The sequence below is a fragment of the Enterobacter cloacae complex sp. 370H10 genome, from assembly GCF_050031535.1.
Lineage (GTDB): Bacteria > Pseudomonadota > Gammaproteobacteria > Enterobacterales > Enterobacteriaceae > Enterobacter > Enterobacter intestinihominis.
This window is the reverse complement of the sequence record NZ_JBLGWG010000001.1, coordinates 2,271,828-2,296,577: the sequence shown is the minus strand read 5'-3', so window position 1 is coordinate 2,296,577 and position 24,750 is coordinate 2,271,828. Positions and strand designations below refer to the sequence as shown.

Annotated in this window: 23 protein-coding genes; 5 read left to right on the top strand and 18 right to left on the bottom strand. The window is 58.3% G+C overall.

What is annotated here, in order from left to right:
* Position 1: 1 nt before the first annotated feature.
* Genes ACQG2Q_RS11460 through ACQG2Q_RS11450 form a run of 3 tightly spaced genes read right to left on the bottom strand, consistent with a single transcriptional unit; the run spans position 2 to position 2,408 of the window.
* Entirely contained in the window at positions 2 to 1,261 is a 1,260-nt protein-coding gene (locus tag ACQG2Q_RS11460) for an NAD(P)/FAD-dependent oxidoreductase (RefSeq protein ID WP_063849234.1), read from the bottom strand.
* Entirely contained in the window at positions 1,258 to 1,977 is a 720-nt protein-coding gene (locus ACQG2Q_RS11455; protein WP_063849235.1) for an SDR family NAD(P)-dependent oxidoreductase, read from the bottom strand. Before ACQG2Q_RS11455 ends, ACQG2Q_RS11460 begins: the two co-directional genes overlap by 4 nt.
* On the bottom strand, positions 1,974 to 2,408 hold the full coding sequence (locus tag ACQG2Q_RS11450; RefSeq protein ID WP_063849236.1) for a nuclear transport factor 2 family protein: 435 nt from the start codon (positions 2,406 to 2,408) through the stop codon (positions 1,974 to 1,976). The genes ACQG2Q_RS11455 and ACQG2Q_RS11450 overlap by 4 nt, the downstream gene beginning before the upstream one ends.
* Positions 2,409 to 2,666: 258 nt before the next feature.
* Here ACQG2Q_RS11450 and ACQG2Q_RS11445 point away from each other — a divergent pair, with 258 nt between their 5' ends.
* Together ACQG2Q_RS11445 and ACQG2Q_RS11440 are read left to right on the top strand one after the other, a co-directional pair.
* Positions 2,667 to 2,864 carry a hypothetical protein gene (locus ACQG2Q_RS11445; protein ID WP_022648035.1) on the top strand — a complete coding sequence of 66 codons (198 nt, stop codon included), beginning with the start codon at positions 2,667 to 2,669 and terminating at the stop codon, positions 2,862 to 2,864.
* 1 nt (position 2,865) lies between these two features.
* Positions 2,866 to 3,618, top strand: coding sequence for a hypothetical protein (locus tag ACQG2Q_RS11440; protein ID WP_022648034.1), 753 nt, complete (start codon positions 2,866 to 2,868; stop codon positions 3,616 to 3,618).
* Positions 3,619 to 3,671: 53 nt separating this feature from the next.
* On the opposite strand, the gene ACQG2Q_RS11435 is transcribed toward ACQG2Q_RS11440, so the two are convergent.
* Positions 3,672 to 5,648 (bottom strand): alkyl/aryl-sulfatase, encoded by a 1,977-nt coding sequence (locus tag ACQG2Q_RS11435; RefSeq protein ID WP_022648033.1) that lies wholly within the window; start codon positions 5,646 to 5,648, stop codon positions 3,672 to 3,674.
* Between the two features lie 203 nt (positions 5,649 to 5,851).
* On the opposite strand from ACQG2Q_RS11435, the gene ACQG2Q_RS11430 reads away from it, so the two are divergent.
* The gene (locus ACQG2Q_RS11430; protein WP_063849238.1) at positions 5,852 to 6,487 is read left to right on the top strand and encodes a helix-turn-helix domain-containing protein; all 636 of its coding nucleotides are present in this window, start codon (positions 5,852 to 5,854) and stop codon (positions 6,485 to 6,487) included.
* Between the two features lie 38 nt (positions 6,488 to 6,525).
* Here ACQG2Q_RS11430 and ACQG2Q_RS11425 read toward each other — a convergent pair whose 3' ends face one another.
* The 14 genes from ACQG2Q_RS11425 to paaA form a co-directional block, all read right to left on the bottom strand.
* Positions 6,526 to 8,523 carry a BCCT family transporter gene (locus tag ACQG2Q_RS11425; protein ID WP_063849239.1) on the bottom strand — a complete coding sequence of 666 codons (1,998 nt, stop codon included), beginning with the start codon at positions 8,521 to 8,523 and terminating at the stop codon, positions 6,526 to 6,528.
* Between the two features lie 179 nt (positions 8,524 to 8,702).
* Positions 8,703 to 9,308: a phenylacetic acid degradation protein PaaY gene (gene paaY, locus ACQG2Q_RS11420; RefSeq protein ID WP_023300036.1), complete on the bottom strand. Its 606-nt coding sequence runs from the start codon at positions 9,306 to 9,308 to the stop codon at positions 8,703 to 8,705.
* A 9-nt stretch (positions 9,309 to 9,317) separates the two neighbouring features.
* On the bottom strand, positions 9,318 to 10,253 hold the full coding sequence (paaX, locus tag ACQG2Q_RS11415; RefSeq protein WP_032622213.1) for a phenylacetic acid degradation operon negative regulatory protein PaaX: 936 nt from the start codon (positions 10,251 to 10,253) through the stop codon (positions 9,318 to 9,320).
* 122 nt (positions 10,254 to 10,375) lie between these two features.
* Positions 10,376 to 11,692 carry a phenylacetate--CoA ligase PaaK gene (gene paaK, locus ACQG2Q_RS11410; RefSeq protein WP_426759163.1) on the bottom strand — a complete coding sequence of 439 codons (1,317 nt, stop codon included), beginning with the start codon at positions 11,690 to 11,692 and terminating at the stop codon, positions 10,376 to 10,378.
* 26 nt (positions 11,693 to 11,718) lie between these two features.
* Positions 11,719 to 12,924 (bottom strand): 3-oxoadipyl-CoA thiolase, encoded by a 1,206-nt coding sequence (gene pcaF / locus ACQG2Q_RS11405; protein WP_063849241.1) that lies wholly within the window; start codon positions 12,922 to 12,924, stop codon positions 11,719 to 11,721.
* Positions 12,924 to 13,346: a hydroxyphenylacetyl-CoA thioesterase PaaI gene (gene paaI / locus ACQG2Q_RS11400; protein ID WP_023300032.1), complete on the bottom strand. Its 423-nt coding sequence runs from the start codon at positions 13,344 to 13,346 to the stop codon at positions 12,924 to 12,926. Before paaI ends, pcaF begins: the two co-directional genes overlap by 1 nt.
* Complete coding sequence (gene paaH, locus ACQG2Q_RS11395; RefSeq protein ID WP_038416007.1) at positions 13,336 to 14,760, bottom strand: 3-hydroxyacyl-CoA dehydrogenase PaaH; 1,425 nt, start codon at positions 14,758 to 14,760, stop codon at positions 13,336 to 13,338. The genes paaI and paaH overlap by 11 nt, the downstream gene beginning before the upstream one ends.
* A 1-nt stretch (position 14,761) precedes the next feature.
* Positions 14,762 to 15,550, bottom strand: coding sequence for a 2-(1,2-epoxy-1,2-dihydrophenyl)acetyl-CoA isomerase PaaG (gene paaG, locus ACQG2Q_RS11390; RefSeq protein WP_096216773.1), 789 nt, complete (start codon positions 15,548 to 15,550; stop codon positions 14,762 to 14,764).
* A complete protein-coding gene (gene paaF, locus ACQG2Q_RS11385; RefSeq protein ID WP_022648023.1) occupies positions 15,550 to 16,317 on the bottom strand; it encodes a 2,3-dehydroadipyl-CoA hydratase PaaF in 768 nt (255 codons plus the stop codon). Before paaF ends, paaG begins: the two co-directional genes overlap by 1 nt.
* Positions 16,314 to 17,384 carry a 1,2-phenylacetyl-CoA epoxidase subunit PaaE gene (gene paaE / locus ACQG2Q_RS11380; RefSeq protein ID WP_063849242.1) on the bottom strand — a complete coding sequence of 357 codons (1,071 nt, stop codon included), beginning with the start codon at positions 17,382 to 17,384 and terminating at the stop codon, positions 16,314 to 16,316. Before paaE ends, paaF begins: the two co-directional genes overlap by 4 nt.
* Positions 17,385 to 17,391: 7 nt before the next feature.
* Entirely contained in the window at positions 17,392 to 17,889 is a 498-nt protein-coding gene (gene paaD, locus ACQG2Q_RS11375) for a 1,2-phenylacetyl-CoA epoxidase subunit PaaD (RefSeq protein WP_045621698.1), read from the bottom strand.
* An 11-nt stretch (positions 17,890 to 17,900) separates the two neighbouring features.
* A complete protein-coding gene (gene paaC, locus ACQG2Q_RS11370) occupies positions 17,901 to 18,647 on the bottom strand; it encodes a 1,2-phenylacetyl-CoA epoxidase subunit PaaC (RefSeq protein WP_063163095.1) in 747 nt (248 codons plus the stop codon).
* Positions 18,648 to 18,655: 8 nt separating this feature from the next.
* A complete protein-coding gene (paaB, locus tag ACQG2Q_RS11365) occupies positions 18,656 to 18,943 on the bottom strand; it encodes a 1,2-phenylacetyl-CoA epoxidase subunit PaaB (protein ID WP_003857353.1) in 288 nt (95 codons plus the stop codon).
* 12 nt (positions 18,944 to 18,955) lie between these two features.
* Complete coding sequence (gene paaA / locus ACQG2Q_RS11360) at positions 18,956 to 19,885, bottom strand: 1,2-phenylacetyl-CoA epoxidase subunit PaaA (protein ID WP_063849365.1); 930 nt, start codon at positions 19,883 to 19,885, stop codon at positions 18,956 to 18,958.
* Between the two features lie 285 nt (positions 19,886 to 20,170).
* Between paaA and paaZ the strand changes: the two genes are divergently transcribed.
* Together paaZ and tynA are read left to right on the top strand one after the other, a co-directional pair.
* Positions 20,171 to 22,210, top strand: coding sequence for a phenylacetic acid degradation bifunctional protein PaaZ (gene paaZ / locus ACQG2Q_RS11355; RefSeq protein WP_426759162.1), 2,040 nt, complete (start codon positions 20,171 to 20,173; stop codon positions 22,208 to 22,210).
* A gap of 195 nt (positions 22,211 to 22,405) precedes the next feature.
* Positions 22,406 to 24,679 carry a primary-amine oxidase gene (gene tynA / locus ACQG2Q_RS11350; protein ID WP_063849243.1) on the top strand — a complete coding sequence of 758 codons (2,274 nt, stop codon included), beginning with the start codon at positions 22,406 to 22,408 and terminating at the stop codon, positions 24,677 to 24,679.
* Positions 24,680 to 24,750: the final 71 nt, after the last annotated feature.

Here is a 24,750-nt window from a genome sequence, read left to right as displayed (position 1 = left end):
CTCAGTTGCCCTCCCCGGCCGCAATGGCGTTTACCACATCCAGCGCACTGCGTACCCCATCTTCGTGGAAGCCGTTGTACCAGTACGCGCCGCAGAACCAGCTCCGCTGGCGACCGTTTATTTCGCCACGCCGGGCCTGGGCTTGCCAGCTTTGCGGGTTAAAAAGCGGATGCTCATAGACAAAGCGGCGCAGCACATAGCGTTCTTCCACCGGCGTTTCCGGGTTGAGGGTGACGCAAAACAGCGGGCTACCCGGCGGCAGTCCCTGCAAAATATTCATGTTGTAGGTAACGCAGGCGCTGGCCCGATCCTGCTCGCTGAGGCGGTAGTTCCAGCTCGCCCACGCGCGCTTGCGCACCGGCAGCCAGCGCGGATCGCTGTGAAGCACCACCTCGTTACGCTGCCAGCCGATATCACCCAGCACCTCACGTTCAGCCTGCGTTGGGCTGGCGAGCATCGCCAGCGCATGAGCGGAGTGGCAGGTGAAGATCACCTGATCAAAGTTATCTGTTACGCCCTCACGCGTTATATCAACCCCGCGAACGTGGCGAATAACCTGCTGCACCGGCGCATTGAGGTGCAGCGTCAGGCGATCGCCAAGCTTGTCCATCATCGCGCGGATGTACTCCCGGGAGCCGCCCGGCACCACGTACCACTGCGGACGATGGGTAATGTCCAGCAGACCGTGGTTCTCGAAAAAGCGTAAAAAGAGCGGCAGCGGGAAGCGTTTCATCTCCTGTAGCGAGGATGACCAGATAGCCGCCCCCATTGGCAGAATGTAGTGACGGGCAAAAAAAGGCGTGAAGCGGTGCTGGTGCAGGAACGTCTCCAGCGTGGCGGACTCGCTGACGTCACCCCGGAGCGTCTGTTTCGCCAGCCGGTTAAAGCGCACGATCTCCTTCAGCAGCGTCCAGAAGGCAGGGTTTAACAGATTACGACGCTGGGCGAACAGCGACGTCAGCGTGTGGCCGTTGTACTCCAGCCCGCTCTGCGGGTTATGCACCGAAAAACTCATCTGCGTTTTTTGCCCGCTGATGCCCAGTTCGCTCAGCAGCCCCATGAAGCGCGGATAGGTGCGGTCGTTGTAGACAATAAAACCGGTGTCGATGGCAAAGTTGCCCTGCGGCGTGTCGACATCCACCGTTGCGGTATGACCGCCCGGCGTGGCCTGCGCTTCAAACAGCGTGACCTGATGATGTCCGGCGAGCCGCCAGGCACAGGTTAACCCGGCGATACCGCTGCCGATAATCGCGATCTTCATGGTCGCACCATCCTGCGCAGCAGTGCGCGCTGAAGTATATCGGGCAGACCGGAGAGCAGGCGCAGCGCCAGGCTAAACCCGGCGGGAAACGCGATATGATCCTTCCCTTTTGCCAGACCGCGACGAATGGCATGGACGGCGTCCTCCACGCTGACCCGGCCCGGCATCGGGAAATCATTTTTTCGGGTCAGCGGCGTGTCGACAAAACCAGGTGAAACGACCGTGACGGCGATCCCTTTCGGCTCCCAGTCGAGGCGCAGCGTGTCGGCAAACCAGGTTAACGCCGCTTTAGAGGCGCCATAGGCTTCGGCTCGCGGGAAGTGAAGCCAGTGCGCCATTGAACTGACCAGCACCACGCGGTTGCCGGATATCAGCTGCGGCTGCAACGCCGCAAGGCAGTTTACCGGCCCCATGAAATTGGTGGTCATGACCCGCGCCACCAACGCGGCATCCACCTCGCCGCGATCGAGATACTCGCAGGTTCCGGCGCAAAGAATCACCGTGTCGGCAGCACAGTCCGCCAGCGCCTGGCGACAGGCGTCCCTGTCTGTCATATCGAACAGGCGCACCGTAATGTTGGGGCTGTGCTGATGCACGGCTGCCAGACGTTGCGCATCGCGCCCGCAGGCAATCACCCGGTAGCCATCTTCGGCAAACGATTTCGCCAGCCCGGCCCCTATGCCCGAGCTTGCGCCGGTGATCAGAACCGTTTTCATGATTTCACTCTCCGCTTCACGCCGCGTACGGCCCAGCCGAGCACCGGAAGATGTTCGTAAATCATCTCTCCGGCATCGTAGTAATCCCGCTGGCGAACTATGCGATCGTCGCGCATGTCTACCACAGAGCAGCCCGGCAGCTGGCGCATTGCCCCCCGGGCAATACGCGGGTGCGACCAGTGCATAATCCAGGTAACAACAAAGCGATCGCCCTGCTGCAACGGTGCATCGACGGTAAAGCGGCACCGCTGGACGTTAGCCAGCAGGTGAGTGAAATAGCGCTGAATCGCGAACAACCCGCTGTGTTCGCCAAAGGGATCGATAAGCGTGGCATCGGCGCGATAAATCTTTGCCAGCGCCGAAGGTGGCTGGGTATCCAGCGTGGCGTAATAATCAACGAATCGACTGATGACGGACGGCAACGTGCTCATGGGTCACATCCTGGCTGTAAACAACGTAGCGAAATCGCATAATTAAAACTTACACAATAATCGTTATTTGTCCAAGTTTGTGCAGATATATTTTTTATACCTCTTTTAATTCAGTATTTTAAAAACTTTCCCTGAGGTGCCAATTTGAGTCAAAAGCAGATTCTCACCGCCGTGCCGTTATTTTTTAGGGATAACCTTAAGGCAAAGGTGCCATTTATCTTCCAGACTTATCCTTTTAATTCATAAGGATGTCACGCGATGAAAAATTTACTGATGGCGCTCTTTTCCAGCCCGGAATCCTTGTTGCAGGTTATGAGTCACCAGGAAATTATCGAAGCCGTAGAGGATGGCGACCGCATCATCATCGATCAGGATGGAAACGCCTCGGTTAACTACAAAAGTAACGAGGTTCGGCAGGACTTTCTGCGCCATGTCAACGCGCTGAAGAGGGCCTGAAATGGGAACGGCAATATTCATGGTATTGATGGTATGCGGCTACTGGTACACCAGCCGCGATCTCTCAACCCGGTTCAAAATTAAGCGTTCATTCGGCTGGGATGTCTATTTCCTTGTGGCGCTGTATGGCTGCATTTTCGTTTTACAGGGCGTGATCGCCACCGGCCTGCTCTGGCTGCTGTTGTTCGCCCTCTCCGCCGCCGACAACACGTTCCATTTCACGTCCGCAAAATACGCCGACTGGCAAATTGATTTTATGAACTGGAGCTTTTTAGGGATTCAGGCTCCGGTCGTGGTGATGCTGGCCTTTGCGATCCTGTTTTGTCTCTATCGTTCGAACTGGGCCGGTAGCGCGCGGCTGGACGGCGAAGGCCGGAAAAAGCTCTACAAGCGGCTGGCGCAATCGAGCGGGATTGAACAACTGCTCTATCAGTGCATGGAGGAAGGTGAACTTGCGCACGTCACGCTGAAGTCGCGGCGGATTTATATTGGCATGATCCATACCGCCACGCTGGAGTATGAAAAAACCGCCAATATCGTGCTTATCCCGATGCTGAGCGGCTACCGCGACGGGGAGAACATGCAGCTGTGTATTGAGCACAACTACAGCAAATGGTACGCCGAGCATGAGGTTACGCTCGACTCAGAGCCAAAAAGCGCTATGGATTTCCGTAAGGTGATCATGCTTGATCAGATCGAGAGTATTTCGCTGTTCGATCCGGCAAGTGCCAGCGCGCTGGCGATGCGTGAATAAAAAAATGGCGCCTTATTTCTAAGGCGCCAGGATTATGTGGATGAAACCTGAACTTATGGCGTTACGATATTGAACCAGAAGTCAAATTTGTCCATGTAGCTCAGCATCTCTTCCAGCTTCGCCCCGTTTCCACTCACCTTCACGTCACCTTTATCCATCGCCTGCTTCAGCGTCTCTTTCTTAAGGATGATGTTGTTCAGCGTGGTGCGATCAAGCGCGATAGTTGCGTCGGCATCCTTCGCCTGCGCGTTGGCGGTATGGTTCAGCACGCCGTTTTCCAGCTCCAGCTTGTATTTGCCGCCATCCTTACCGAGATCGACATTGAAGACCGCCTTCGCATTACCGGCCCGCACCCCGTTGATGTGCACACCCAGGTAGTCGAAGAACATTTCCGGGGTCATCGCCCGCACGGTATCCGGGCTGGCGGTGTTCGGCGTCGGCAGCTTCTTCACGCCATTACGCAGTTCTTGCGCGCCGGTCAGGTAGAAGTTACGCCAGGTGCCCGCTTCCGCCTGGTAACCTAACTGCTCAAGCGCGTCGGCTTCCAGATTACGGGCAGCCTGGTTGTTAGGATCGGCAAAGACCACTTTGCTGACCACCTGAGCAACCCAACGGTAATTACCCTGCTGATAATCCGCTTTGGCTTTCTGCATGATGGCATCAGCGCCGCCCATGTACTGCACGAACTTCTTCGCAGCCTGTTCAGGCGGCAGCTCGTCGAGGGTTGCCGGGTTGCCGTCGAACCAGCCGAGATAAAACACGTAAGTGGCTTTGACGTCGTGGCTAACGGAGCCGTAGTAACCGCGGCTTGCCCACTGTTTCTCGAGCGATTCCGGCAGCTTAAATTCTGCGGCGATCTCATCGCGAGTCAGGCCTTTGTTGGCCATACGCAGGGTCTGGTCGTTGATGTAGCGGTACATATCGCGCTGGCCTTTCATCAGCTTGACGATATTCTCGTTACCCCAGGTCGGCCAGTGGTGCTGCGCAATAATCACTTCCGCGTCCGCGCCCCAGCGCTCAATGGCGGCGTTAATGTACTTAGACCAGGCCAGCGGGTCGCGGATTTTCGCGCCGCGCAGGGAGTAGGTGTTGTGCAGAGTATGCGTCACGTCCTCTGCGGCCTCGATCATTTTCTTCTCTTTGACGTACCACAGCATCTCCGACGGAGCTTCTGAACCCGGCGCCATCATAAAGTCGTAGGTCAAACCGTCGATCACTTCTTCCTGACCGGTATGGGTAATGTAGTCGGTCGGCGGGATGAGGGTGACAGTACCCGCAGAGGTGGTGGTGCCAAGGCCTGCACCCACCTGGCCTTTTGCATCCGGCTTCAGCAGGTTGCCGTACATATAGCTCGCACGGCGGCTCATCGCGTTTCCGGCCATAATGTTTTCGGAAACCGCCTCTTTCATAAAGCCATCCGGCGCGTAGATTTTCACTTTGCCAGACTTGACGTCAGCTTCGTCAACCACGCCGCGCAGGCCGCCATAGTGGTCAACGTGGCTGTGGGTGATCACCACAGCGACGACCGGTTTCTTGCCGCGGTTTGCATAGTAGAGATCCAGCGCTTCTTTCGCCGGTTCAGCGCTTAACAGCGGGTCGATAACGGTAATGCCCTTCTCGCCCTCAATGATGGTCATGTTGGAGAGATCGAGATTACGGATCTGATACACGCCGTCGGTGACCTTAAACAGCCCGCCAATGTTGATCAACTGTGACTGACGCCACAGACTCGGGTTTACCGTATCCGGGGCTTTTTCACCCTCTTTGACGAAATCATATTTCGCCGGGTTCCAGATAACGTTCCCCTGCTCGCCTTTGATCATGTTTTGCGGCAGCGGGGCGATAAAGCCTTTATGGGCATTTTCAAAGTCGGTTTTATCGGCAAACGGTAATTTGTTATACAGGGCGTTATTAGCCTGCTGGGTTGTAGGAGTGGCATCCTGCGGCTGTACTTCCGCAAACGCGGAAAGCGACAGCGACGTCAACACACCGGCCAGCGCCAGATGTTTAGCGATTATCGTTAATTTCATTAAATGGCCTCATAGATTAATTGCGCCGCCAGCGATATTTAATTGTGGCGGATAATTTTAATGCGAACTCATTGAGGACCATTCTAACCAGAATACCTTCCCTTCATAGTCCCATATGGGACTGGTTATTTATCGATTCGTAATCCGTGGGCTATTGCTGCTATACTCGCTACCATAGCAGACGTTGCGGGGAGAGGCTTAGCGTGAATTTTCAGGATATCCATACCTATTATCAGCAACTCAATATTGGGCAATTTTTTCCGCAAATGCTTTGTGAAGGCGAGGTCTTAACCGTTGCCGCAAATAAAAAATTCACCGTTGAACCTGGCTATATTTATTTCTGTACTGAAGGGTCGCTGACGATATTAATGCCTGATGATGGGCTGAATATTGGCAATACTATTGAGTATATGCCGATCGGGTTAATGGAAAGGTATTGTCCACTGGCGAAGTATGAATATCGCAGCAGTGCCAGGGTGAAACTGGTGAGAATATCCTGGACCGACTTCGACCAGTTTTTTTTCCAGGGTGGGCCTGAGCGCATGCAGGCGCTGGCCACCATACTGACCTATATGTCGATATTCACCATCGACCTGCACAACGAACGCAGGCAGGTCACCAGCTACCAGACCATTAAACCCATGCTCTATCGCTATCTTTATCGGCAGGAAACCCACACGGGGGAGAATGAGGGTCTGGCGCTGTTTATCATCAAGCGCACTAACCTGTCGCGAACGCATGTCTTTCGCGTGCTGGCGGATCTTAAAGCCGGGGGCTATATCACCATGAAGCGCGGAAAGCTGGTGTCGATAGACCGTCCGCTGCCGGAGGCGTATTAAATTACGCCCCTGAAGCGAATGCTTCAGGGGCTGGCTGATTAACGCACCAGGTGCAGGAAGTGCAGATGTTTTTCATACTGGTCCAGGATATCGTTAATTAACTGCTCCTGGTTCCAGCCCATAACATCGTAATTTTGCCCACCTTCCTTAAGGTAAACTTCAGCCCGATAGTAACGGTGCTGTTCCGCCTGATTCTCATCATTCTCCAAGGCCGCCAACGCGAAGGTTGGCGAGTTATAGCCACGCAGCCTGACTTCATAAATGAAATTCAGCTCATTGCCTAAATCCACCTCAAGGCGAATACGATCGTCCGACGCGTCGCTGATATGGCTCTGCGTTCCCTGCTTATTCAGTTCATCCTGCACCAGCACCATGGCCGGTTTGATCACCTCTTCCATAACGCGTTTCACCAGGGAACGTTTAGGTAAGTAGGCGATGTTACGCAGTCTGCGCTGCCACGGAATGGGGTTACGGGCCGCTGTCGGCGCGATCGTGGCCATACTCAGGCTCTCGCGTTTGGTCAAATCGCGTCGGAGCGCCTTCAGCAACCCATAGATTGAGACCAGCAGGATCATCGAGAACGGTAGCGCGCTGGCGATAGTCACGGTTTGCAGCGCACTCAGTCCGCCCGCGAGCAGCAGCGCGATAGCGACTACGCCCATCAGCGCGGCCCAGAAGATGCGCTGCCAGACGGGTGTATTGGCCTCGCCGCCGGACGCGAGGGTATCCACCACCATCGCCCCGGAGTCAGCTGAAGTTACAAAGAAGACAATAACCATCGCCATGGCGATAAATGACAGCACGGAAGAGAACGGGAAATGCTCAAGGAAATTAAACAGCGCCAGCGCCACGTCCTGCTGGACGGTATTCGCCAGATCGGACGCTCCCTTGTTCTTGATGAGGTAAATAGCGCTATTGCCGAACACCGTCATCCACATCAGGGTAAAGCCGGCCGGGACAAACAGTACGCCAGTCACGAACTCGCGGATGGTTCTGCCGCGGGACACGCGGGCAATGAACATCCCGACAAACGGTGACCAGGACAGCCACCAGCCCCAGTACAGCAGCGTCCAGCCTCCCAGCCAGTTGCTGGATTTCGGTTCATAAGCGTACAGGTTAAACGTCTTGCTCACCAGCTCGGACAGGTATCCGCCGGTATTTTCCACAAAGGATTTCAGCAGGAGTACGGTTGGCCCCAGGCACAACACCAGCACCAGCAGCAGTACCGCCAGCCCCAGATTGAGCTCTGATAAAATGCGAATGCCTTTGTCCAGACCGGACACCACGGAAATGGTCGCCAGCCCGGTAATCAGGACGATCAGGATCACCTGCACGGTATCGTTGATGGGTACGCCAAAAAGGTGGTTCAGCCCGGCATTGACCTGTAAAACGCCGTAGCCTAACGAGGTCGCCACGCCAAATACGGTGCCGATTACCGCGAAGATATCCACCGCATGACCTATCGGGCCGTAAATACGGTCGCCGATAATCGGATAAAGCGCCGAACGAAGCGTCAAAGGAAGGCCGTGGCGGTAGCTGAAGAACGCCAGAATCAACGCAACGATGGCGTAGATAGCCCAGGCGTGCAGCCCCCAGTGGAAGAATGTCAGCCGCATGGCCTCTTTGGCCGCAGCGACCGTTTCAGGTGTCCCCACCGGCGGGGAAAGGTAGTGCATGACCGGCTCCGCCACGCCGAAGAACATCAGGCCGATCCCCATCCCGGCCGAGAACAGCATCGCGAACCACGAGTGGTAGCTGAAATCAGGCTGGGAGTGGTCGGGCCCGAGTTTAATATCGCCGTAGCGGGACAAGCCGAGGAACGTCACGCTCATTAAAATCAGCGCGACGGCAAGAATGTAAAACCAGCTGGCGTTGGTGAATATTTGCTGTTGCAGTAGCTTAAAGTTTTTATCGGCAACGTCAGGGAAAATCGCGGCAAAGGCGACAAGAAGGAAAATTAACAAAGCAGATGTGTAAAATACCGCTTTGTTAATCTGGCTTTTGGACTGCTTTGGGATAGTGTCGTTTTCACTCATATAGTGTCTTCCATAAACGCATTGACCGCTCTGAATGAGAGGCGTGATCTGCGTCAGGGTAACAAAATCCCTTTATGAATGCAGGTCTGAAACGTTCAATTATACACTATCCCCAAAGGGTATTTGTTGCGCGTTAACGCATCCCTATGCCATTGCATTATTTCGCAGGCAAGAAATGGTTAATTATCCCGGCCAGCCGACTTGGGCCGTAAGTTCTCATCGAATACCAGCCGTTTGCGGCCGGGCTCTTCTTCCCGCAGCGGCTCTACCTGATGCAGCGTCTGCTTACAGCGATCCACCAGCACCTGATACTCCCGCGTGCCCTGCTTTTTCCACTCTATTTCCTGCGCGCTTAGCTCACGAATCGCTTTCGCCGGACTGCCAAGAATTAAGTGATTCGCAGGCATTTCCGCTTTGGCCTTCACAAACGCCGCCGCCCCGACGATGCTGTTTTCGCCGATCGTCGCTCCGTCCATCACCACCGCATTCATCCCCACCAGCGCATTACGGCGGATAATGCAGCCGTGCAGGATCGCACTGTGGCCGATATGCCCGTCCTCTTCCACCACCGTGTCCTGCTCCGGAAAACCGTGCATCACGCAGTTATCCTGAATGTTCGCGCCGTCTTTCACCACGATCCGGCCAAAATCACCGCGCAGGCTGGCGTTGGGGCCTACGTAAACACCTTTGCCGAGGATCACGTCGCCAATCAGCACCGCGGTCGGGTGAACATAGCTCTCTTCAGGCACGACCGGCGTCAGACCATCAATTTGATAAACAGGCATACCCTCTCCTTATGTGATATTCAGACCACCAAAACGCTGGTGATAAAGCGTGCCGGGCGCGGGCAGCTCGCCGACGGAGGTTTCCCCCTTCTCACTGACAAACGCCAGGGCTCCCGCTGCCACGCGCTGGTAGATGTTAATGCACAGCTGTCGCGCGCTCTGTCCCGCCCAGTGCGCCGGGAGTAACTCCTCCGGCAACAGCGGATCTTTCAGCACCACGCGACGATAAAAATGAATGAGTAACAGCTGGATCTGAAAGCAGCGTTCCGGGGTTAAATCCTCGGGCGACGCCTCTTTCAGCAGCGGCAGCAGCGGACGGAACGAGTTGATAAACGTTTCATACATCGCGTTTTGTTCGGTCAGCTGCCAGCACTCTTCCACGCGGGATCGTAACGCCGCGCGTGACAAAGCCAGCGGCGAATGAGCTTCAAAGAAAATGACGTTTTCCGCCACGCCCGCGTCATGCAACAGCGACTGCACGTCCGCGAGGTTCTGCGACGGCGAGGCCATCAGGCTCGGCGCCAGCGTGCCGAACCCTTGCCAGATGAGCTGTTTTTTCACGTCCGCGAGCGTGGTTTTATCCAGCCCCTCGGAAAGCAGTAGCAGCCATTTACCATCCCACGCCGGCAGTTCTGCACGGTAGATTTTATTTTCCGCGCGTCGGGTCAAACGCAGCCCCTTGTCGCTGAGACGGTAAAAGCTGCGGCGGCCAATGCGGGACACGTCCAGCCAGCCCTCTTTGTTGAGGCGAAACAGCGCGGTGCGCACAAAGCGCTCCCCGAATCCCATCCCTTCCAGCAGGGCCGCCAGACTGCCGAGCCAGATCTCTCCGCCGCGATGGGAAAGCGCGTCGCCATAAAGCGAGGAGATAAGCGACGTTCCGCTGACGGGAACAGAGCTGACTGCGTGCTGGATAAAGGCATCAAGTTTATTCATGTGATTCATTCTGTTGTTATTTTTTTCCTGGATGAATCATAGCATAGGAATTTGGGGTTTCCCCCTCACCCCAGCCCTCTCCCTCAAGGGAGAGGGGGCCGTCGATGCAGACATTATTTTGTGTAGATCCCTCATCCGTTAGCCGCAACCTTACGCAAATCAAACACCCGGCAGGCTTTACCCTCGGATCGCGGTATGCTACCGCAGTTAACGATCATCACATCGGTTGAAATCCCCACCATCGATTTAATCCGATGACGCAGCTGATGGCAGACCTGACAACGCTGTTCATGCGTCAGCGATAAGCTACTCTGTTTCAGCTCGACCTTCACCGAAAGTGAATCAAGATGCCCGCGGCGGTTCACCTCCAGCTGATAGTGCGGCGAAAGATGTTCGAACTTGACGATCTCCTCTTCCAGCTGTGACGGGAAGACGTTAACGCCGCGAATGATGAGCATGTCGTCGCTGCGCCCGCTGATGCGATCCATCCGGCGCATGGTGCGTGCGGTACCCGGCAGCAGGCGCGTCAGGTCGCGGGTGCGGTAGCGGATCACCGGCAGCGCCTCTTTGGTCAGCGTGGTGAACAGCAGTTCGCCCTGCTCGCCGTCGGCCAGCGGCGTGCCGTCATTCGGGTTGACGATCTCCGGGTAGAAGTGATCTTCCCAGATGGTCGGGCCGTCAGCGGTTTCAAGACACTCCATCGCCACGCCCGGCCCCATCACCTCGGAGAGACCATAGATATCCAGCGCGGTAATGCCCAGCCGTTTCTCGATTTCGCGGCGCATCGCCTGCGTCCACGGCTCGGCGCCAAACACGCCGACGCGCAGGGAACAGGCGCTGGCATCACCGCCCATCTGACGCTCCAGCTCTTCGATCAGGTTCAGGCAGTAAGAGGGCGTCACCATGATCATATCCGGCTGGAAATCGCGGATCAGCTGCGCCTGCTTCTCCGTCTGGCCGCCGGACATCGGGATCACCGTCGCCCCCAGACGCTCTGCACCGTAGTGCGCCCCCAGCCCGCCGGTGAAGAGCCCGTAACCGTAGGCGACGTGAATTTTATCCTTCGCGCTGCCCCCGGCGGCGCGAAGGGAACGGGCGACGATATTGGCCCAGTTGTCGATATCATTCTGGGTATATCCCACCACGGTCGGCTTTCCGGTGGTGCCCGACGAGGCGTGGATACGCACCACCTGCTCCATCGGCACCGCAAAGGTATCGAACGGGTAGTTGTCGCGCAGATCCTGCTTGGTGGTGCACGGGAATTTTTGCAGGTCCGCCAGCTCGTTGAAATCGTCAGGGTGAACGCCCACGGCATCAAACTTGCGTTTGTACATCGGAACGTTGTTGTAGGCGTGGTTCAGCGTCCACTTCAGGCGCGCGGTCTGCAACGCCTGCAATTCATCAATGGACGCGGTTTCGATCGGATCAAGCTTTGTTGTATTTATCATCGCAGGGTACTCACATTATTGTTCGCTCAAACACGCTCAAGGATCATGGCAATGCCCTGACCCACACCGATGCACATCGTACACAGCGCGTAGCGCCCGCCGCGTCGGTGCAATTCATTGCTCGCGGCCAGCGCCAGTCTGGCACCGCTCATTCCCAGCGGATGACCTAGCGCGATCGCTCCGCCGTTCGGGTTGACATGCTCCGCGTCATCCGGCAAGCCCAGCTGACGCAGCACCCCCAGCGCCTGTGCGGCGAAGGCTTCGTTAAGCTCAATGACGTCCATATCGGTGATACTGAGTCCGGCACGTTCCAGCACCTTACGGGTGGCGGGAACCGGGCCTAATCCCATCAGACGCGGCTCGACGCCCGCGGTCGACATGGCCACAATGCGGGTGCGCGGGATTAACCCCTGGGCAAGCGCCATCGGCTCGCTGGCGATAATCAGCGCCGCCGCCCCGTCGTTGACGCCAGAGGCGTTCCCCGCCGTCACCACACCGTTCTTGCGAAACGGGGCTTTCAGCGCGGCAAGCTGTTCAAGGGTGGTTTCGGCGCGCGGATGCTCGTCTACGCTCACTTCCGTTACCGCGCCTTTTTTCCCCGTTACCTGTACCGGGATTATCTCCTGCGCCAGAACGCCATTCTGCTGCGCCAGCGCGGTGCGCTGCTGGCTGCGCAAGGCAAATGCGTCCTGATCGGCACGGCTTATATTTAACAATTCCGCTACATTCTCTGCCGTTTCTGGCATGCTGTCAGTTCCGTATTGCTGATGCATGAGCGGATTCACAAATCGCCAGCCGATGGTGGTATCGAAGATCTCCGCCTGACGCTGAAACGCCGCGGTGGCTTTGCCCATCACGAACGGCGCACGGGACATGGATTCGACGCCACCGGCGATCAGCAGATCGCCATCCCCGGCCTTAATGGCGCGTGCCGCAAAGCCAAGGGCATCCAGACCGGAGCCGCACAGGCGGTTAATGGTGGTACCGGAAACGGTCTGCGGCAGCCCGGCCAGCAGCGACGACATGCGCGCCACGTTGCGGTTATCCTCTCCGGCCTGATTTGCGCAGCCGAAGATCACGTCATCTATGCGCTCCAGATCGAGCTGCGGGTAACGCGCCAGCAGCGCACGCAGCGGAACGGCCCCTAAGTCATCGGCACGCACGCTGGATAATCCTCCACCGTAGCGACCGACCGGGGTACGCACACCCTCACAAATAAATGCGTTACGCATCAGGCTTCTCCTGTCACACTGCCGCCGGTGCGGTGGGATTTCCCGCGAAAAAGAGCGACGGTTTTCTGTTGTTGATTCTGAATTTCGATGTCGTAGACGCCGGTCAGTTTGCCCTGATGCTTCACCCGCGCGGTAGCGGTCAGCTTATCGCCAGCAAAGCCCGGACGCAGAAAATCGATGGCGCAGCCTGAGGCCACCGCCGCCAGCCCCTGACTGTTGCAGGCGTAGGCAAAGGCGGTATCGGCCAGCGAGAATAGTTGTCCGCCGTGGCAGGTTTTATGCCCGTTAAGCATCTGCGGGGTGATGGTCATGGTCACCACCGCGTAGCCCTCGCCCATCTCGATAATGTCCATCCCCATCGCCTGCGCGCAGGCGTCCCGTTCGTACATCGCGCGGGCGTTATGCCAGGCGTTATGACTCATAACTACTCTCCAGAAGCGCACGCTGGCGCAGCAGTGAACAGGGGCGATAACGTTCCTCGCCGTAGTGACGTTGCAGGTTCTCCAGCAGCGTTAACAGACGCTGCCAGCCAAGGCGCTCGCCCCAGGCTATGGGGCCGCAGGGATAGTTGACCCCTAAGCGCATGGCGGTGTCGATGTCTTGCTCACTGGCGACCCCTTTTTGCAGGGCATCCAGCGCTTCGTTGGCAATCATCGCCACCGTGCGCCAGATCAGCAGGCCGGGGTAATCCGCAATCTGGACCACCCGTTTCTCCTGGTGCTGCAACCAGTAAATGGCTTTCTGCGTGGCGGCGTGCGGGTTGCCGGGCGCGGCGGCTATAACGGCCACATCCCGCTCGATGCGGTCGACCACCACCACCGGACAGCCGTGGCGCAGCGCCAGCGACTGCGCGGTTTCACCCTGCGTTTCGATCAGCAACAGATCGTCAATTTCCGTGACACCGTCACTTCTTCGCTGTGCGCGCATCGGGCTGAAGCTGTGGCTGACCGGGGCGAGCCAGCTGACGGCGGGTTTGTCCCCCTGCCAGCGGTAAACGCCCTGCCCGCTTTTCTTACCCAGACGCCCCGCCAGCACCAGCTCCTGCTGCACCAGCGACGGCAAAAAACGACGCTCCTGCCAGAAGGCGTTAAATACGGAGCAGGTCACGGCAAAGTTGACGTCCTGACCAATCATGTCCGTCAGCTCAAGCGGCCCCATCGGGAAACCCCCGCCGTCTCGAAGGGCGGCGTCGATCACCTCGGGCGCTGCCACCTGCTCTTCCAGCGCACGCCAGGCTTCCGAGTAGAAAGGACGCGCTACGCGGTTGACGATAAACCCCGGTGTGGACTGGCAGCGTACCGGCTGCTTTCCCCAGCTCAGCGCCAGCTCGCACAGCGCATCGGCCACTTCGGGTGAGGTCGCCAGCCCGCTGACCACCTCCACCAGCTTCATCACCGGGGCAGGATTGAAGAAGTGCAGCCCGGCGACGCGTTCAGGGTGGTTTATCTCCGCCGCAATCGCGGTAACGGAAATAGACGAGGTATTGCTGGCGAGTAGCGTCTGCGGCGGGCAAACCTCTGCCAGCTGGGTAAACAGCGCCTTTTTCACTTCAAGCCGCTCGGAGGCCGCCTCGATCACCAGATCGGCTTTCGCCAGAGCACTGATATTCGTCACCGGCGTCAGGCGGGCGAGGATCTGTTCCCCGGCGTCGGCAGAGAGTTTTCCGCGCGCAACGCGAGAGGACAGCCGCTGGCGAATGCCGTCGACGGCGCGGGAAATCGCCGCAGCGTCAATGTCGTACACCAGAACCGGATGACCGTGGCTGGCTGCCACTTCGGCAATCCCGGCGCCCATGGTGCCGCTGCCAATGACGGCGACCGTATGGATATTCACCATCTTATTTCCCCGTAAAGTTCGGCGCGCGTTTTGCCAGGAACGCGCTGACGCCTTCCCGGTAGTCGTCGCTGCGTCCGGCCAGACGTTGATAGTCGCGCTCCAGATCAAGCTGGGCGTCGAGGGTGTTGGTTTCGGCGGCGTTGATTGCCTGCTTGATCAAGCCCAGGCCATAGGTCGGCTGCGAGGCAAAATGCAGCGCCATCTGCTGTGCGGTGGCGGAGAGCTGCTCGTCGTCCACCACCTGCCAGATCATTCCCCAGGCCTGTGCCTGCTCGGCGCTGAGCTTGTCGCCCAGCAATGCCAGCCCCATGGCGCGGGCGCGTCCGGTCACGCGCGGCAGCAGCCAGGTTCCGCCGCAGTCCGGTACCAGCCCGAGCTTGCTGAAGGCCATCACAAAGCTGGCTGAACGGCCCGCAATCACCATGTCGCAGCCGAGGGCCAGCGTGGCTCCTGCCCCCGCCGCCACGCCGTTAACCGCGCAAATCACCGGCTTCGGCAGTTTTGCCAGGCGGCGCACCAGCGGGTTGTAAAAAGTCTCAACGGACATGCCCAGATCCGGCGCAGGGCCGTTCGGGTCCACGTTACGGTCGTTGAGATCCTGCCCGGCGCAGAAACCGCGTCCTGCCCCGGTGATCAGCAGGCAGCGGATAGCGTCATCGCGCTCGGCCTGCTTCAGGCATTCGGAAAGCTGCTGGTGCATGACATCGTTAAAGCTGTTCAGGCGCTCCGGGCGGTTCAGCGTAATGGTCATTACGCCCTGCTCAACATGGCTCAGAATAAATTCCACAATTAGCGTCCTTTAAAGTCTGGGGTGCGTTTTTGTAAAAAGGCGTTGATACCTTCCCGGCGATCGTCTGTGGCCGCGAGCAGCGCAAACAGCTGACGCTCCTGCGCCAGCCCGGCCTGAAGCGGCACTTCCTGCGACTGGCGAAGCGCCTGCTTCGCCGCCTGTAACGCCAGCGGCGAGTGGCGCGCCATCAGCCCCGCCTGCTTCAGGGCGTACTCCAGCGTCAGCGAGGCCGGGTAGACGTCGCTGACCAGCCCGGCGCTGTGCGCCTGAACCGCCGTGATGCTTTCGCCCGTCAGCACCATTTTGCTGGCCAGCGATTTGCCCACGCTACGGATTAGCCGCTGTGTGCCGCCTGCGCCCGGCATGATCCCGAGGGTGATTTCCGGCAGGCCAAAGCGGGCGTTATCACCGGCAATCACCACGTCGCAGAGCAGCGCCAGCTCACAGCCTGCCCCCAGCGCGTAGCCGTTCACGGCGGCAATCAGCGGTTTGGTGAAGGCGTTTATTCGCGCCCACAGCTGCGGGCGGATATCGTTCAGGGTTGCGGGCAGGTCTTTCTCCGCCATTTCGTTGAGATCGGCCCCGGCGGCAAAGCAGCGTTCGTTGCCGTAAATCACACAGACGGCGATCTCCGCATCCGCGGCGGCGGCTTCAAGCTGCTCCGCAATTTGCGTGAGCAGGGCATTGTTGAGCGCGTTGCGCGCCGCCGGACGGTTAAGCGTCAGCTGCAACACGCGGCCATGACGGGTGACAATCAGTTCGCTCATGCCATCCCCTTCGCATCAAAATCGACGATAACGTCAGCGGTTATCGGCAGCGCCTGACAGCTCAGCACATAGCCTGCGGCCAGCTCGTCCGGCTCCAGGCTGTAGTTGGTCGCCATGTCCACCTTCCCGCGAAGCACTTTGCATTTGCAGGTGGCGCACACGCCGCCCTTGCAGGCGTAAGGCAGATCCGCCCCCTGACGCAGGGCCGCGTCAAGAATGCTCTCGTCGTCCGCCGCCAGGGTGATCTCCCTGTCGCGCCCGTCCTGACGGACGGTGACCTTCTGCCCGTCGGCCTGCACGCTGACTGTCCGTTTAACGGGGGTTCCCGGCGTGTTAAAGCGCTCAAGATGGATCGCTTTTTCCGGCATACCCAGCGCTTTCAGCGCCGCCTCAGCCTCGTCCATCATCGCCGACGGGCCGCAGATGAAGGCTTCATCGTACTGGCGGAAATTCACCAGCGTTTTTGCCAGCGCCTGGAGCTTTTCCCCGTCAATACGGCCATGGAGCAGATCGCTGTCGAGCGTCTCCTGGCTGAAGATGGAGATCAGCTGCAAACGCTGCGGGTATTTATCTTTCAGGTCCGCCAGCGCCCGGCGGAACATCATGCTCTGGCTGCTGCGGTTGCCGTAAATCAGGGTGAAGTGGCTGTGGGCTTCAGTGGCCAGCGTAGCGGACATAATCGCCAGCATCGGGGTGATCCCGGACCCGGCGGCAATCGCCAGATAGTGGCCTTCGCGTTCGGCCTGCGGCTGGTAGCCAAAATGCCCCTGGGGAACCATCACCTCCAGCGCCATGCCAGGTTTGATCTCGTCCCGGGCATAGCGGGAAAAACGTCCGCCCTCGATGGCTTTGACCGCCACGCTGATCTCACCGCACGCGGTGCTCCGGCAGATGGAGTAGCAGCGGCGCAGTTCATCCCCGCCAGGACTGGCTTTCAGGGTCAAATGCTGACCGGGACGGAAGCGGTACGCCTCCTGTAACGCCTGCGGCACCGCGAAGGTAATGGTCACCGCGTCGCGGGTTTCGGGTTCCACTTTTGCCACTGTTAATGAATGAAACGTTGTCATGGCAGCCTCAAATACATTTGAAATAGTCGAAGGGCTCACGGCAGGTATTGCAGCGGTAGAGCGCTTTGCAGGCCGTGGAACCAAATTCACTGATGAGCGAGGTATCGGTGCTCGCACAGCGCGGGCAGCTCACCTCCGCGGGAACGTGGGCATGGCAGCTATGGCCGACAGGCGGGCTGATGCCATATTCCCGCAGGCGCCTTCGGGCATCGTCGGTCATCCAGTCGGTGGTCCAGGCGGGCTCCAGTTGCAGCACAATATGTATCGGGGAAAAGCCGTTCCCGGTCAGAGTTTCGCGGATCGCCCCCAGCAGATGCTCCGTTGCCGGACAGCCCGAATAGGTTGGCGTGAAGCCGATGATCCAGCCTTCCCCCTGCGCCTTCACGCTGCGCACCATGCCTAAGTCGGTGATGGTCAGCACCGGCACTTCCGGGTCGGGGATCTGGCTTAACAGCGCCCAAATCTGCGGGATTTGGGCAGGCGCAATGTCGACGAGGCGTTGCATAGCGTTCCCCTTTACCACTGCTGGCCGGGGTAAACGCGCTGAAGATACTGCATCTCAGCCAGCATCGGTCCGAGGTGTTCAGTATGTAGCCCCTTCTTGCCGCCCGTGCGATACGCCACTTCCTCGGGCACGCGGAGGGTAGCTTCCGCCAGCCCGGCAAACACTTCGCGCTCCCACGGTTCCCGCAGGGCGCGCGGATCAACCGCCACGTCGGTGTCAATCAGCCCCAGCTCGACGTCGTCGGCGTCGAACAATTCAGCCGTAAAGCGCCACAGGCTATCCACCGCCTGCTGCATTTTCTGTGAGGAGGTTTCTGTCCCGTCCCCCAGCCGCACCAGCCAGCCGCGGCTAAAACGCAGGTGATAGCGCGCCTCTTTAATGGCTTTTGCCGCGATGGCGGCAAGCTGACTGTCGCTGCTGTGGATCAACCGTTCGTACAGCGCTACGTTCCACGCATCCATCAGATACTGACGGGCAATGGTGTCGGCGAAGCTGCCGTTTGGCTGTTCCACCAGCAGCAGATTGCGGAACTGACGCTCATCGCGGCCATAGGCCAGGGTGTCTTCATCACCCTTACCCTCCCGTTCAGCGGCGTAGGTCAGGAAATTGCGCGCCTGCCCGAGCAGATCAAGGCCGATATTGGCGAGCGCCAGGTCAATTTCCAGCTCCGGCGCATGGCCGCACCAGGCGCCCAGACGCTGTGAGAGCACCAGACCGTTGTCGCCCAGACGCAGGGCATAAGCAGATACGTTGTTCATCCCCAACCTCACATATGCTCAATGCCATCAGGGATGGTGTAAAACGTCGGATGGCGGTAGACCTTGCTTTCCGCCGGATCGAAAAACTCCCCGCTCTCTTCCGGCTGGGAAGCGACGATTTCACTCGCCTTCACCACCCAGATGGAACAGCCTTCGCTGCGGCGGGTATAGGCATCGCGCGCGTTTTCCAGCGCCATGCGGTCGTCGGCAGCGTGAAGGCTGCCCACATGGCGGTGCGACAGCCCCTGCTTCGAACGGACAAAAACTTCGTATAACGGCCAGTAAACATTGCTCATGGTTGATTCCTCTTATGCGGCCTGGCGGGCGCGTTGTTTTTCCGCGTGGGCCAGAGCGGCTTCACGCACCCATGCGCCGTCGTCCCAGGCTTTACGTTTTGCGGCCAGACGTTCGTGGTTGCAGATCCCGCGCCCGTTGATCACCTCGTCAAATTCGTGCCAGTCGATTTCGCCGAAGCGGTAGTGGCCGCTCTCTTCATCGAAAAGCAGGTCGGGATCCGGCACGGTCATGCCGAGCATCTCCACCTGAGGCACCGTGTTGTCCACGAAGCGCTGGCGAAGCTCATCGTTGCCAAAGCGTTTGATCTTCCAGGCGAGACTGCGGGCGCTGTTTGGGGAGTTGTCGTCGTTGGGTCCGAACATCATCAGCGCGGGCCACCAGAAACGGTTGATGGCGTCCTGCAACATCTGCCGCTGTGCTTCGCTACCCTGCGCCAGCACCATACAGGCCTCAAAACCCTGACGCTGGTGGAAGCTCTCTTCTTTACAGATTTTCACCATCGCCCGGGCGTACGGGCCGTAAGACGTACGGCACAGCGCCACCTGGTTCACGATGGCCGCCCCGTCCACCAGCCAGCCAATGACGCCGATATCGGCCCAGCTCAGGGTCGGATAGTTGAAGATGGAGGAGTATTTCATCTTGCCGTCGAGCATCTTTTGATAGATGTCCTCCCGGGCGCAGCCCAGCGTTTCCGCCGCGCTGTAGAGGTACAGGCCGTGTCCGGCTTCGTCCTGAACCTTCGCCAGCAGAATGGCTTTCCGGCGCAGCGTCGGCGCGCGGGTGATCCAGTTTCCTTCCGGCAGCATGCCGACAATCTCAGAGTGGGCGTGCTGTCCAATCTGGCGGATCAGCGTCTTGCGATAGGCATCCGGCATCCAGTCCTGCGGCTCGATCGCCGTCTCCTGTGCGATGCGTTGCTCAAAGCGTTGTTCTTGCGTCACATAATCACCTTTGTGATTCGTTAAATCACCACAAACAGCAAAATGGTGAATCATTTGGTTTCTTAAAAGTTACACAAAGGTTAAATACAACCCCAAGAAGCGTTTGTTTATTTTGTGACGACGCTCGCAAGCCTTTTCATGAAAGGCCGATGACACAAGGCTTTCGGGTGGTCAGGCTAAGCAATAGAGATCACAACGTTAACAATTCATTAAAACTCAGCTTGCTTTTTATGATTCGCGATCAAACTATTTATAGTGAAATCACGAAACACCTGGAGAGAAGAAATGCAGCAGTTAGCCAGCTTCTTGTCCGGCACCTGGCAATCAGGCCGGGGCCGCGAGCGCACCATCACCCACGCCATCAGCGGGGAAACGCTATTTGAAGTCACCAGCGAAGGGCTGGATATGGCGGCCGCGCGCCGTTACGCCATTGAACACGGCGGAGAAGCGCTCCGCGCAATGAGCTTTATCGAGCGCGCCGCCATGCTGAAGGCGGTAGCCAAACATCTTCTGAGCCAGAAGGATCGGTTTTATGCCCTGTCAGCCCAGACCGGCGCGACGAAGGCCGACAGCTGGGTAGATATTGAAGGCGGTATCGGCACCCTCTTCACCTACGCAAGCCTCGGCAGCCGTGAGCTGCCGGACGATACCCTGTGGCCGGAGGATGAGCTGATCCCGCTGTCGAAGGAAGGCGGCTTTGCGGCACGTCACGTGTTAACGTCGAAATCCGGCGTGGCGGTGCATATCAACGCGTTCAACTTCCCGTGCTGGGGGATGCTGGAAAAGCTCGCACCCACCTGGCTTGCCGGGATGCCCGCCATCATCAAGCCCGCCACCGCCACCGCGCAGGTGACTCAGGCGATGGTGAAAGCGATCGTCGAGAGCGGACTGGTGCCGGACGGCGCCATCAGCCTGATCTGTGGTGGCGCGGGCGATCTGCTGAACCAGCTCGACAGCCAGGACGTGGTGACGTTTACCGGGTCGGCCAGCACCGGGCAGAGCCTGCGCGTACATCCGAATATCGTCGCGCATTCCATTCCGTTTACCATGGAAGCAGATTCCCTTAACTGCTGCGTGCTGGGTGAGGACGTGACGCCGGACCAGCCGGAGTTTGCGCTGTTTATTCGCGAAGTGGTGCGCGAGATGACCGCCAAAGCCGGGCAAAAATGTACCGCCATCCGCCGCATCATCGTGCCGGAAGCGCAGGTTGAAGCCGTCAGCCAGGCGCTGATTGCGCGGCTGGAGAACGTGGTCGTCGGCGATCCGGCCCAGGAAGGGGTGAAGATAGGGGCTCTCGTCAACAGTGAGCAACGTGCTGACGTGCAGGAAAAAGTCGATCATCTGCTTGCCTCGGGCTGCCAGATCCGTCTGGGTGGTAAAGCCGATATGCAGGCGGCTGGCGCATTCTTCCCGCCCACCCTGCTGTTCTGCCCGCAGCCGGACGAAACTCCGGCCGTTCACGCCACCGAAGCCTTTGGCCCCGTCGCCACCCTGATGCCCTGCCGCAACAGTGAACACGCCATGCAGCTGGCGCGGGCGGGCGGCGGCAGCCTGGCGGGAACGCTGGTCACGGCAGATTCAAACGTGGCGCGGCAATTTATTGCCGGTGCCGCGCGCGCCCACGGACGCATTCAGATCCTCAACCAGGAATCTTCGAAAGAATCCACCGGCCACGGTTCACCGCTGCCGCAGCTGGTGCACGGCGGTCCGGGACGTGCGGGCGGCGGCGAGGAGCTGGGCGGCCTGCGTGCGGTGAAGCACTATCTCCAGCGCACGGCAATTCAGGGCAGCCCTTCCATGCTCGCCGCCATCGGCAAACAGTGGGTCCGTGGCGCGGAGGTGCTGGAAGATCGCGTTCATCCGTTCCGTAAATACTTCGAGGAGTTACAGCCGGGCGACAGCCTGCTGACCCCGCGTCGTACCCTGACGGAAGCGGATATCGTGAATTTTGCCTGCCTGAGCGGGGATCATTTCTATGCCCATATGGACAAAATTGGCGCGGCGGAGTCGATTTTTGGCGAGCGCGTGGTACACGGTTATTTCCTGATTTCCGCCGCGGCGGGGCTGTTTGTCGATGCCGGGGTTGGGCCGGTCATTGCCAACTACGGCATGGAAAACCTGCGCTTTATCGAGCCGGTCAAGCCGGGCGATACCATTCAGGTGCGCCTGACCTGTAAACGTAAAACGCTGAAGAAACAGCGCACTGCCGAGGAAAAACCGACGGGCGTGGTGGAATGGGCGGTGGAGATCTTCAACCAGCATCAGCAGGCCGTGGCGCTTTACTCCATCCTGACGCTGGTGGCGCGCCAGCAGGGTGACTTCTGACGCACCTCTTTCATGCCGGGTGTCGCTCCGCTTACCCGGCCTACAACTACCTGACCGGGGTGTGATATCCCCCGGTCTTTTTTTAACCTGGCAAGACTGACAAACAACCTGGCAGATGCAGGCAAACGCTTTTCGCGCGCGCCTGTCAGGATAAGGCTGACACAACACAATAAACACAACAAGATGAGGTCTGCGATGGGAAGCAATTCTTCTTTTTTTGCCCGTAGAACGGCACTGGCCATGGCCGTTGCGCTCTGTTGCGCCTGGCAATCCCCTGTTTACGCTCACGGCAGCGAGGCGCATATGGTCCCGATGGATAAAACGCTTCAGGCGTTTGGCGCGGACGTGCAGTGGGATGATTACGCCCAGATGTTCACCATCGTTAAAGACGGTGCCTTTGTGAAGGTCAAACCCGGCGCCAACACCGCCATCGTTAACGGCAAACCGCTGACTCTCCAGGTGCCCGTGGTGATGAAGAACAATAAGGCCTATATCCCGGAGACTTTTATCAACGATGTCTTTCAGTCCGGTCTTGATCAGACATTCCAGGTTGAAAAACGCCCCCATCCGTTAAACGCGCTGACGGCTGATGAAATCAACCAGGCCGTAGCCATTGTGAAAGCCTCTGCGGATTTTAAACCCAATACCCGCTTTACCCAGATTGCGCTGGCGGAGCCAGAAAAAGCCAAAGTCTGGGACTTCGTGCTTAACGGCACGGCGGTGGATGCGCCCCGCCAGGCCAATATCATCATGCTTGATGGTAAACACATCATCGAAAGCCGGGTGGATCTGAAGGACAAAAAGATCCTCCGCTGGGAGCCGATCAAAGACGCGCACGGCATGGTGCTGCTGGATGACTTCAATACCGTGCAGCAGATCATCAATGAAAGCCCGGAGTTTGCCGCCGTGCTGAAAAAGCGCGGCATTACCGATCCGAAGAAAGTGATCACCACCCCGCTTACCGTCGGCTTTTTTGACGGCAAGGATGGGCTGAAACAGGAAGAACGCCTGCTGAAAGTGATCAGCTATCTCGACGTGGGCGACGGTAACTACTGGGCGCACCCGATCGAAAACCTGGTTGCGGTGGTGGATCTCGAGCAGAAGAAAATCCAGAAGATTGAGGAGGGCCCGGTCGTGCCGGTGCCGCTCACCCCGCGTCCTTATGATGGCCGTGACCGCGTTGAAACGGTGAAAAAACCGCTGGAGATTATCGAGCCGGAAGGCAAGAACTACACCATTACCGGGGATATGGTGCACTGGCAGAACTGGGATTTTCATCTGAGCCTGGACTCGCGCGTCGGCCCGATGATCTCCACCGTGACCTATAACGACAACGGCAAAAAGCGACAGGTGATGTATCAGGGATCGCTCGGGGGCATGATTGTGCCGTACGGCGACCCAGATATCGGCTGGTACTTTAAGGCCTACCTGGACTCCGGTGATTACGGCATGGGTACCCTGACCTCCCCGCTGGTGCGCGGCAAGGATGTTCCGTCTAACGCCGTGATGCTCAACGAAACCATCCCGGACTATACCGGTGCGCCAATGGAGATCCCCCGGGCGATCGCCATTTTCGAGCGTTACGCCGGGCCGGAGTATAAGCATCAGGAGTTAGGTAAACCCAACGTCAGCACCGAGCGCCGCGAGCTGGTGGTGCGCTGGGTCAGCACCGTGGGTAACTACGATTATATCTTCGACTGGGTATTCCACGAAAACGGCACCATCGGCATTGATGCAGGGGCCACGGGCATTGAAGCGGTGAAAGGCGTGCAGACGAAAACCATGCATGATGCCACCGCGAAGGATGACACCCGATACGGTACGCTGATCGACCATAATATTGTCGGCACCACCCACCAGCACATCTACAACTTCCGTCTGGATATGGACGTGGACGGCATCAACAACAAGCTGGTGGCCATGGATCCGGACGTCAAACCGAACACCGCTGGCGGACCGCGCACCAGCACCATGCAGGTTAATCAGTATGATATTGATACCGAACAGCAGGCGGCGCAGAAGTTTGATCCGGGCACCATCCGTCTGTTGAGCAACACCAGCAAAGAGAACCGCATGGGCAACCCGGTCTCGTATCAGATCATCCCTTACGCGGGGGGCACACACCCGGTGGCGACGGGCGCGAAGTTTGCCCCGGACGAGTGGATATATCACCGCCTGAGCTTTATGGATAAACAGCTGTGGGTGACGCGTTACCATCCCGACGAGATGTACCCGGAGGGAAAATACCCGAACCGTTCCACGCACGATACGGGCCTCGGCCAGTACAGCAAAGATAACGAGTCGCTGAACGACCAGGATAACGTCATCTGGATGACCACCGGCACCACCCATGTCGCCCGCGCCGAGGAGTGGCCGATAATGCCGACGGAATGGGTGCACACGTTACTCAAGCCGTGGAACTTCTTTGACGAGACGCCAACGCTCGGCAAGAAAAAAGAGCAGAAATAACACGTTGACCGGGCACGATGCCCGGTTTTTCATTCCCTTTCTTGCTGAATACCACTCCCCGATTATAGTTA

Excerpts from the sequence above, each read along its gene's own strand:
- paaD (WP_045621698.1), bottom strand. The coding sequence starts at position 17,889 with ATGCAACGCCTCGTCGACATTGCGCCTGCCCAAATCCCGCAGATTTGG.
- ACQG2Q_RS11460 (WP_063849234.1), bottom strand. The coding sequence starts at position 1,261 with ATGAAGATCGCGATTATCGGCAGCGGTATCGCCGGGTTAACCTGTGCC.
- paaI (WP_023300032.1), bottom strand. The coding sequence starts at position 13,346 with ATGAGTCATAACGCCTGGCATAACGCCCGCGCGATGTACGAACGGGAC.
- ACQG2Q_RS11440 (WP_022648034.1), top strand. The coding sequence starts at position 2,866 with ATGGGAACGGCAATATTCATGGTATTGATGGTATGCGGCTACTGGTAC.
- paaE (WP_063849242.1), bottom strand. The coding sequence starts at position 17,384 with ATGACAACGTTTCATTCATTAACAGTGGCAAAAGTGGAACCCGAAACC.
- ACQG2Q_RS11435 (WP_022648033.1), bottom strand. The coding sequence starts at position 5,648 with ATGAAATTAACGATAATCGCTAAACATCTGGCGCTGGCCGGTGTGTTG.
- paaH (WP_038416007.1), bottom strand. The coding sequence starts at position 14,760 with ATGGTGAATATCCATACGGTCGCCGTCATTGGCAGCGGCACCATGGGC.
- paaB (WP_003857353.1), bottom strand. The coding sequence starts at position 18,943 with ATGAGCAATGTTTACTGGCCGTTATACGAAGTTTTTGTCCGTTCGAAG.
- ACQG2Q_RS11450 (WP_063849236.1), bottom strand. The coding sequence starts at position 2,408 with ATGAGCACGTTGCCGTCCGTCATCAGTCGATTCGTTGATTATTACGCC.
- paaF (WP_022648023.1), bottom strand. The coding sequence starts at position 16,317 with ATGAGCGAACTGATTGTCACCCGTCATGGCCGCGTGTTGCAGCTGACG.
- ACQG2Q_RS11425 (WP_063849239.1), bottom strand. The coding sequence starts at position 8,523 with ATGAGTGAAAACGACACTATCCCAAAGCAGTCCAAAAGCCAGATTAAC.
- paaZ (WP_426759162.1), top strand. The coding sequence starts at position 20,171 with ATGCAGCAGTTAGCCAGCTTCTTGTCCGGCACCTGGCAATCAGGCCGG.
- paaK (WP_426759163.1), bottom strand. The coding sequence starts at position 11,692 with ATGATAAATACAACAAAGCTTGATCCGATCGAAACCGCGTCCATTGAT.
- tynA (WP_063849243.1), top strand. The coding sequence starts at position 22,406 with ATGGGAAGCAATTCTTCTTTTTTTGCCCGTAGAACGGCACTGGCCATG.
- ACQG2Q_RS11455 (WP_063849235.1), bottom strand. The coding sequence starts at position 1,977 with ATGAAAACGGTTCTGATCACCGGCGCAAGCTCGGGCATAGGGGCCGGG.
- paaX (WP_032622213.1), bottom strand. The coding sequence starts at position 10,253 with ATGAATCACATGAATAAACTTGATGCCTTTATCCAGCACGCAGTCAGC.
- paaY (WP_023300036.1), bottom strand. The coding sequence starts at position 9,308 with ATGCCTGTTTATCAAATTGATGGTCTGACGCCGGTCGTGCCTGAAGAG.
- paaC (WP_063163095.1), bottom strand. The coding sequence starts at position 18,647 with ATGAACAACGTATCTGCTTATGCCCTGCGTCTGGGCGACAACGGTCTG.
- ACQG2Q_RS11445 (WP_022648035.1), top strand. The coding sequence starts at position 2,667 with ATGAAAAATTTACTGATGGCGCTCTTTTCCAGCCCGGAATCCTTGTTG.
- pcaF (WP_063849241.1), bottom strand. The coding sequence starts at position 12,924 with ATGCGTAACGCATTTATTTGTGAGGGTGTGCGTACCCCGGTCGGTCGC.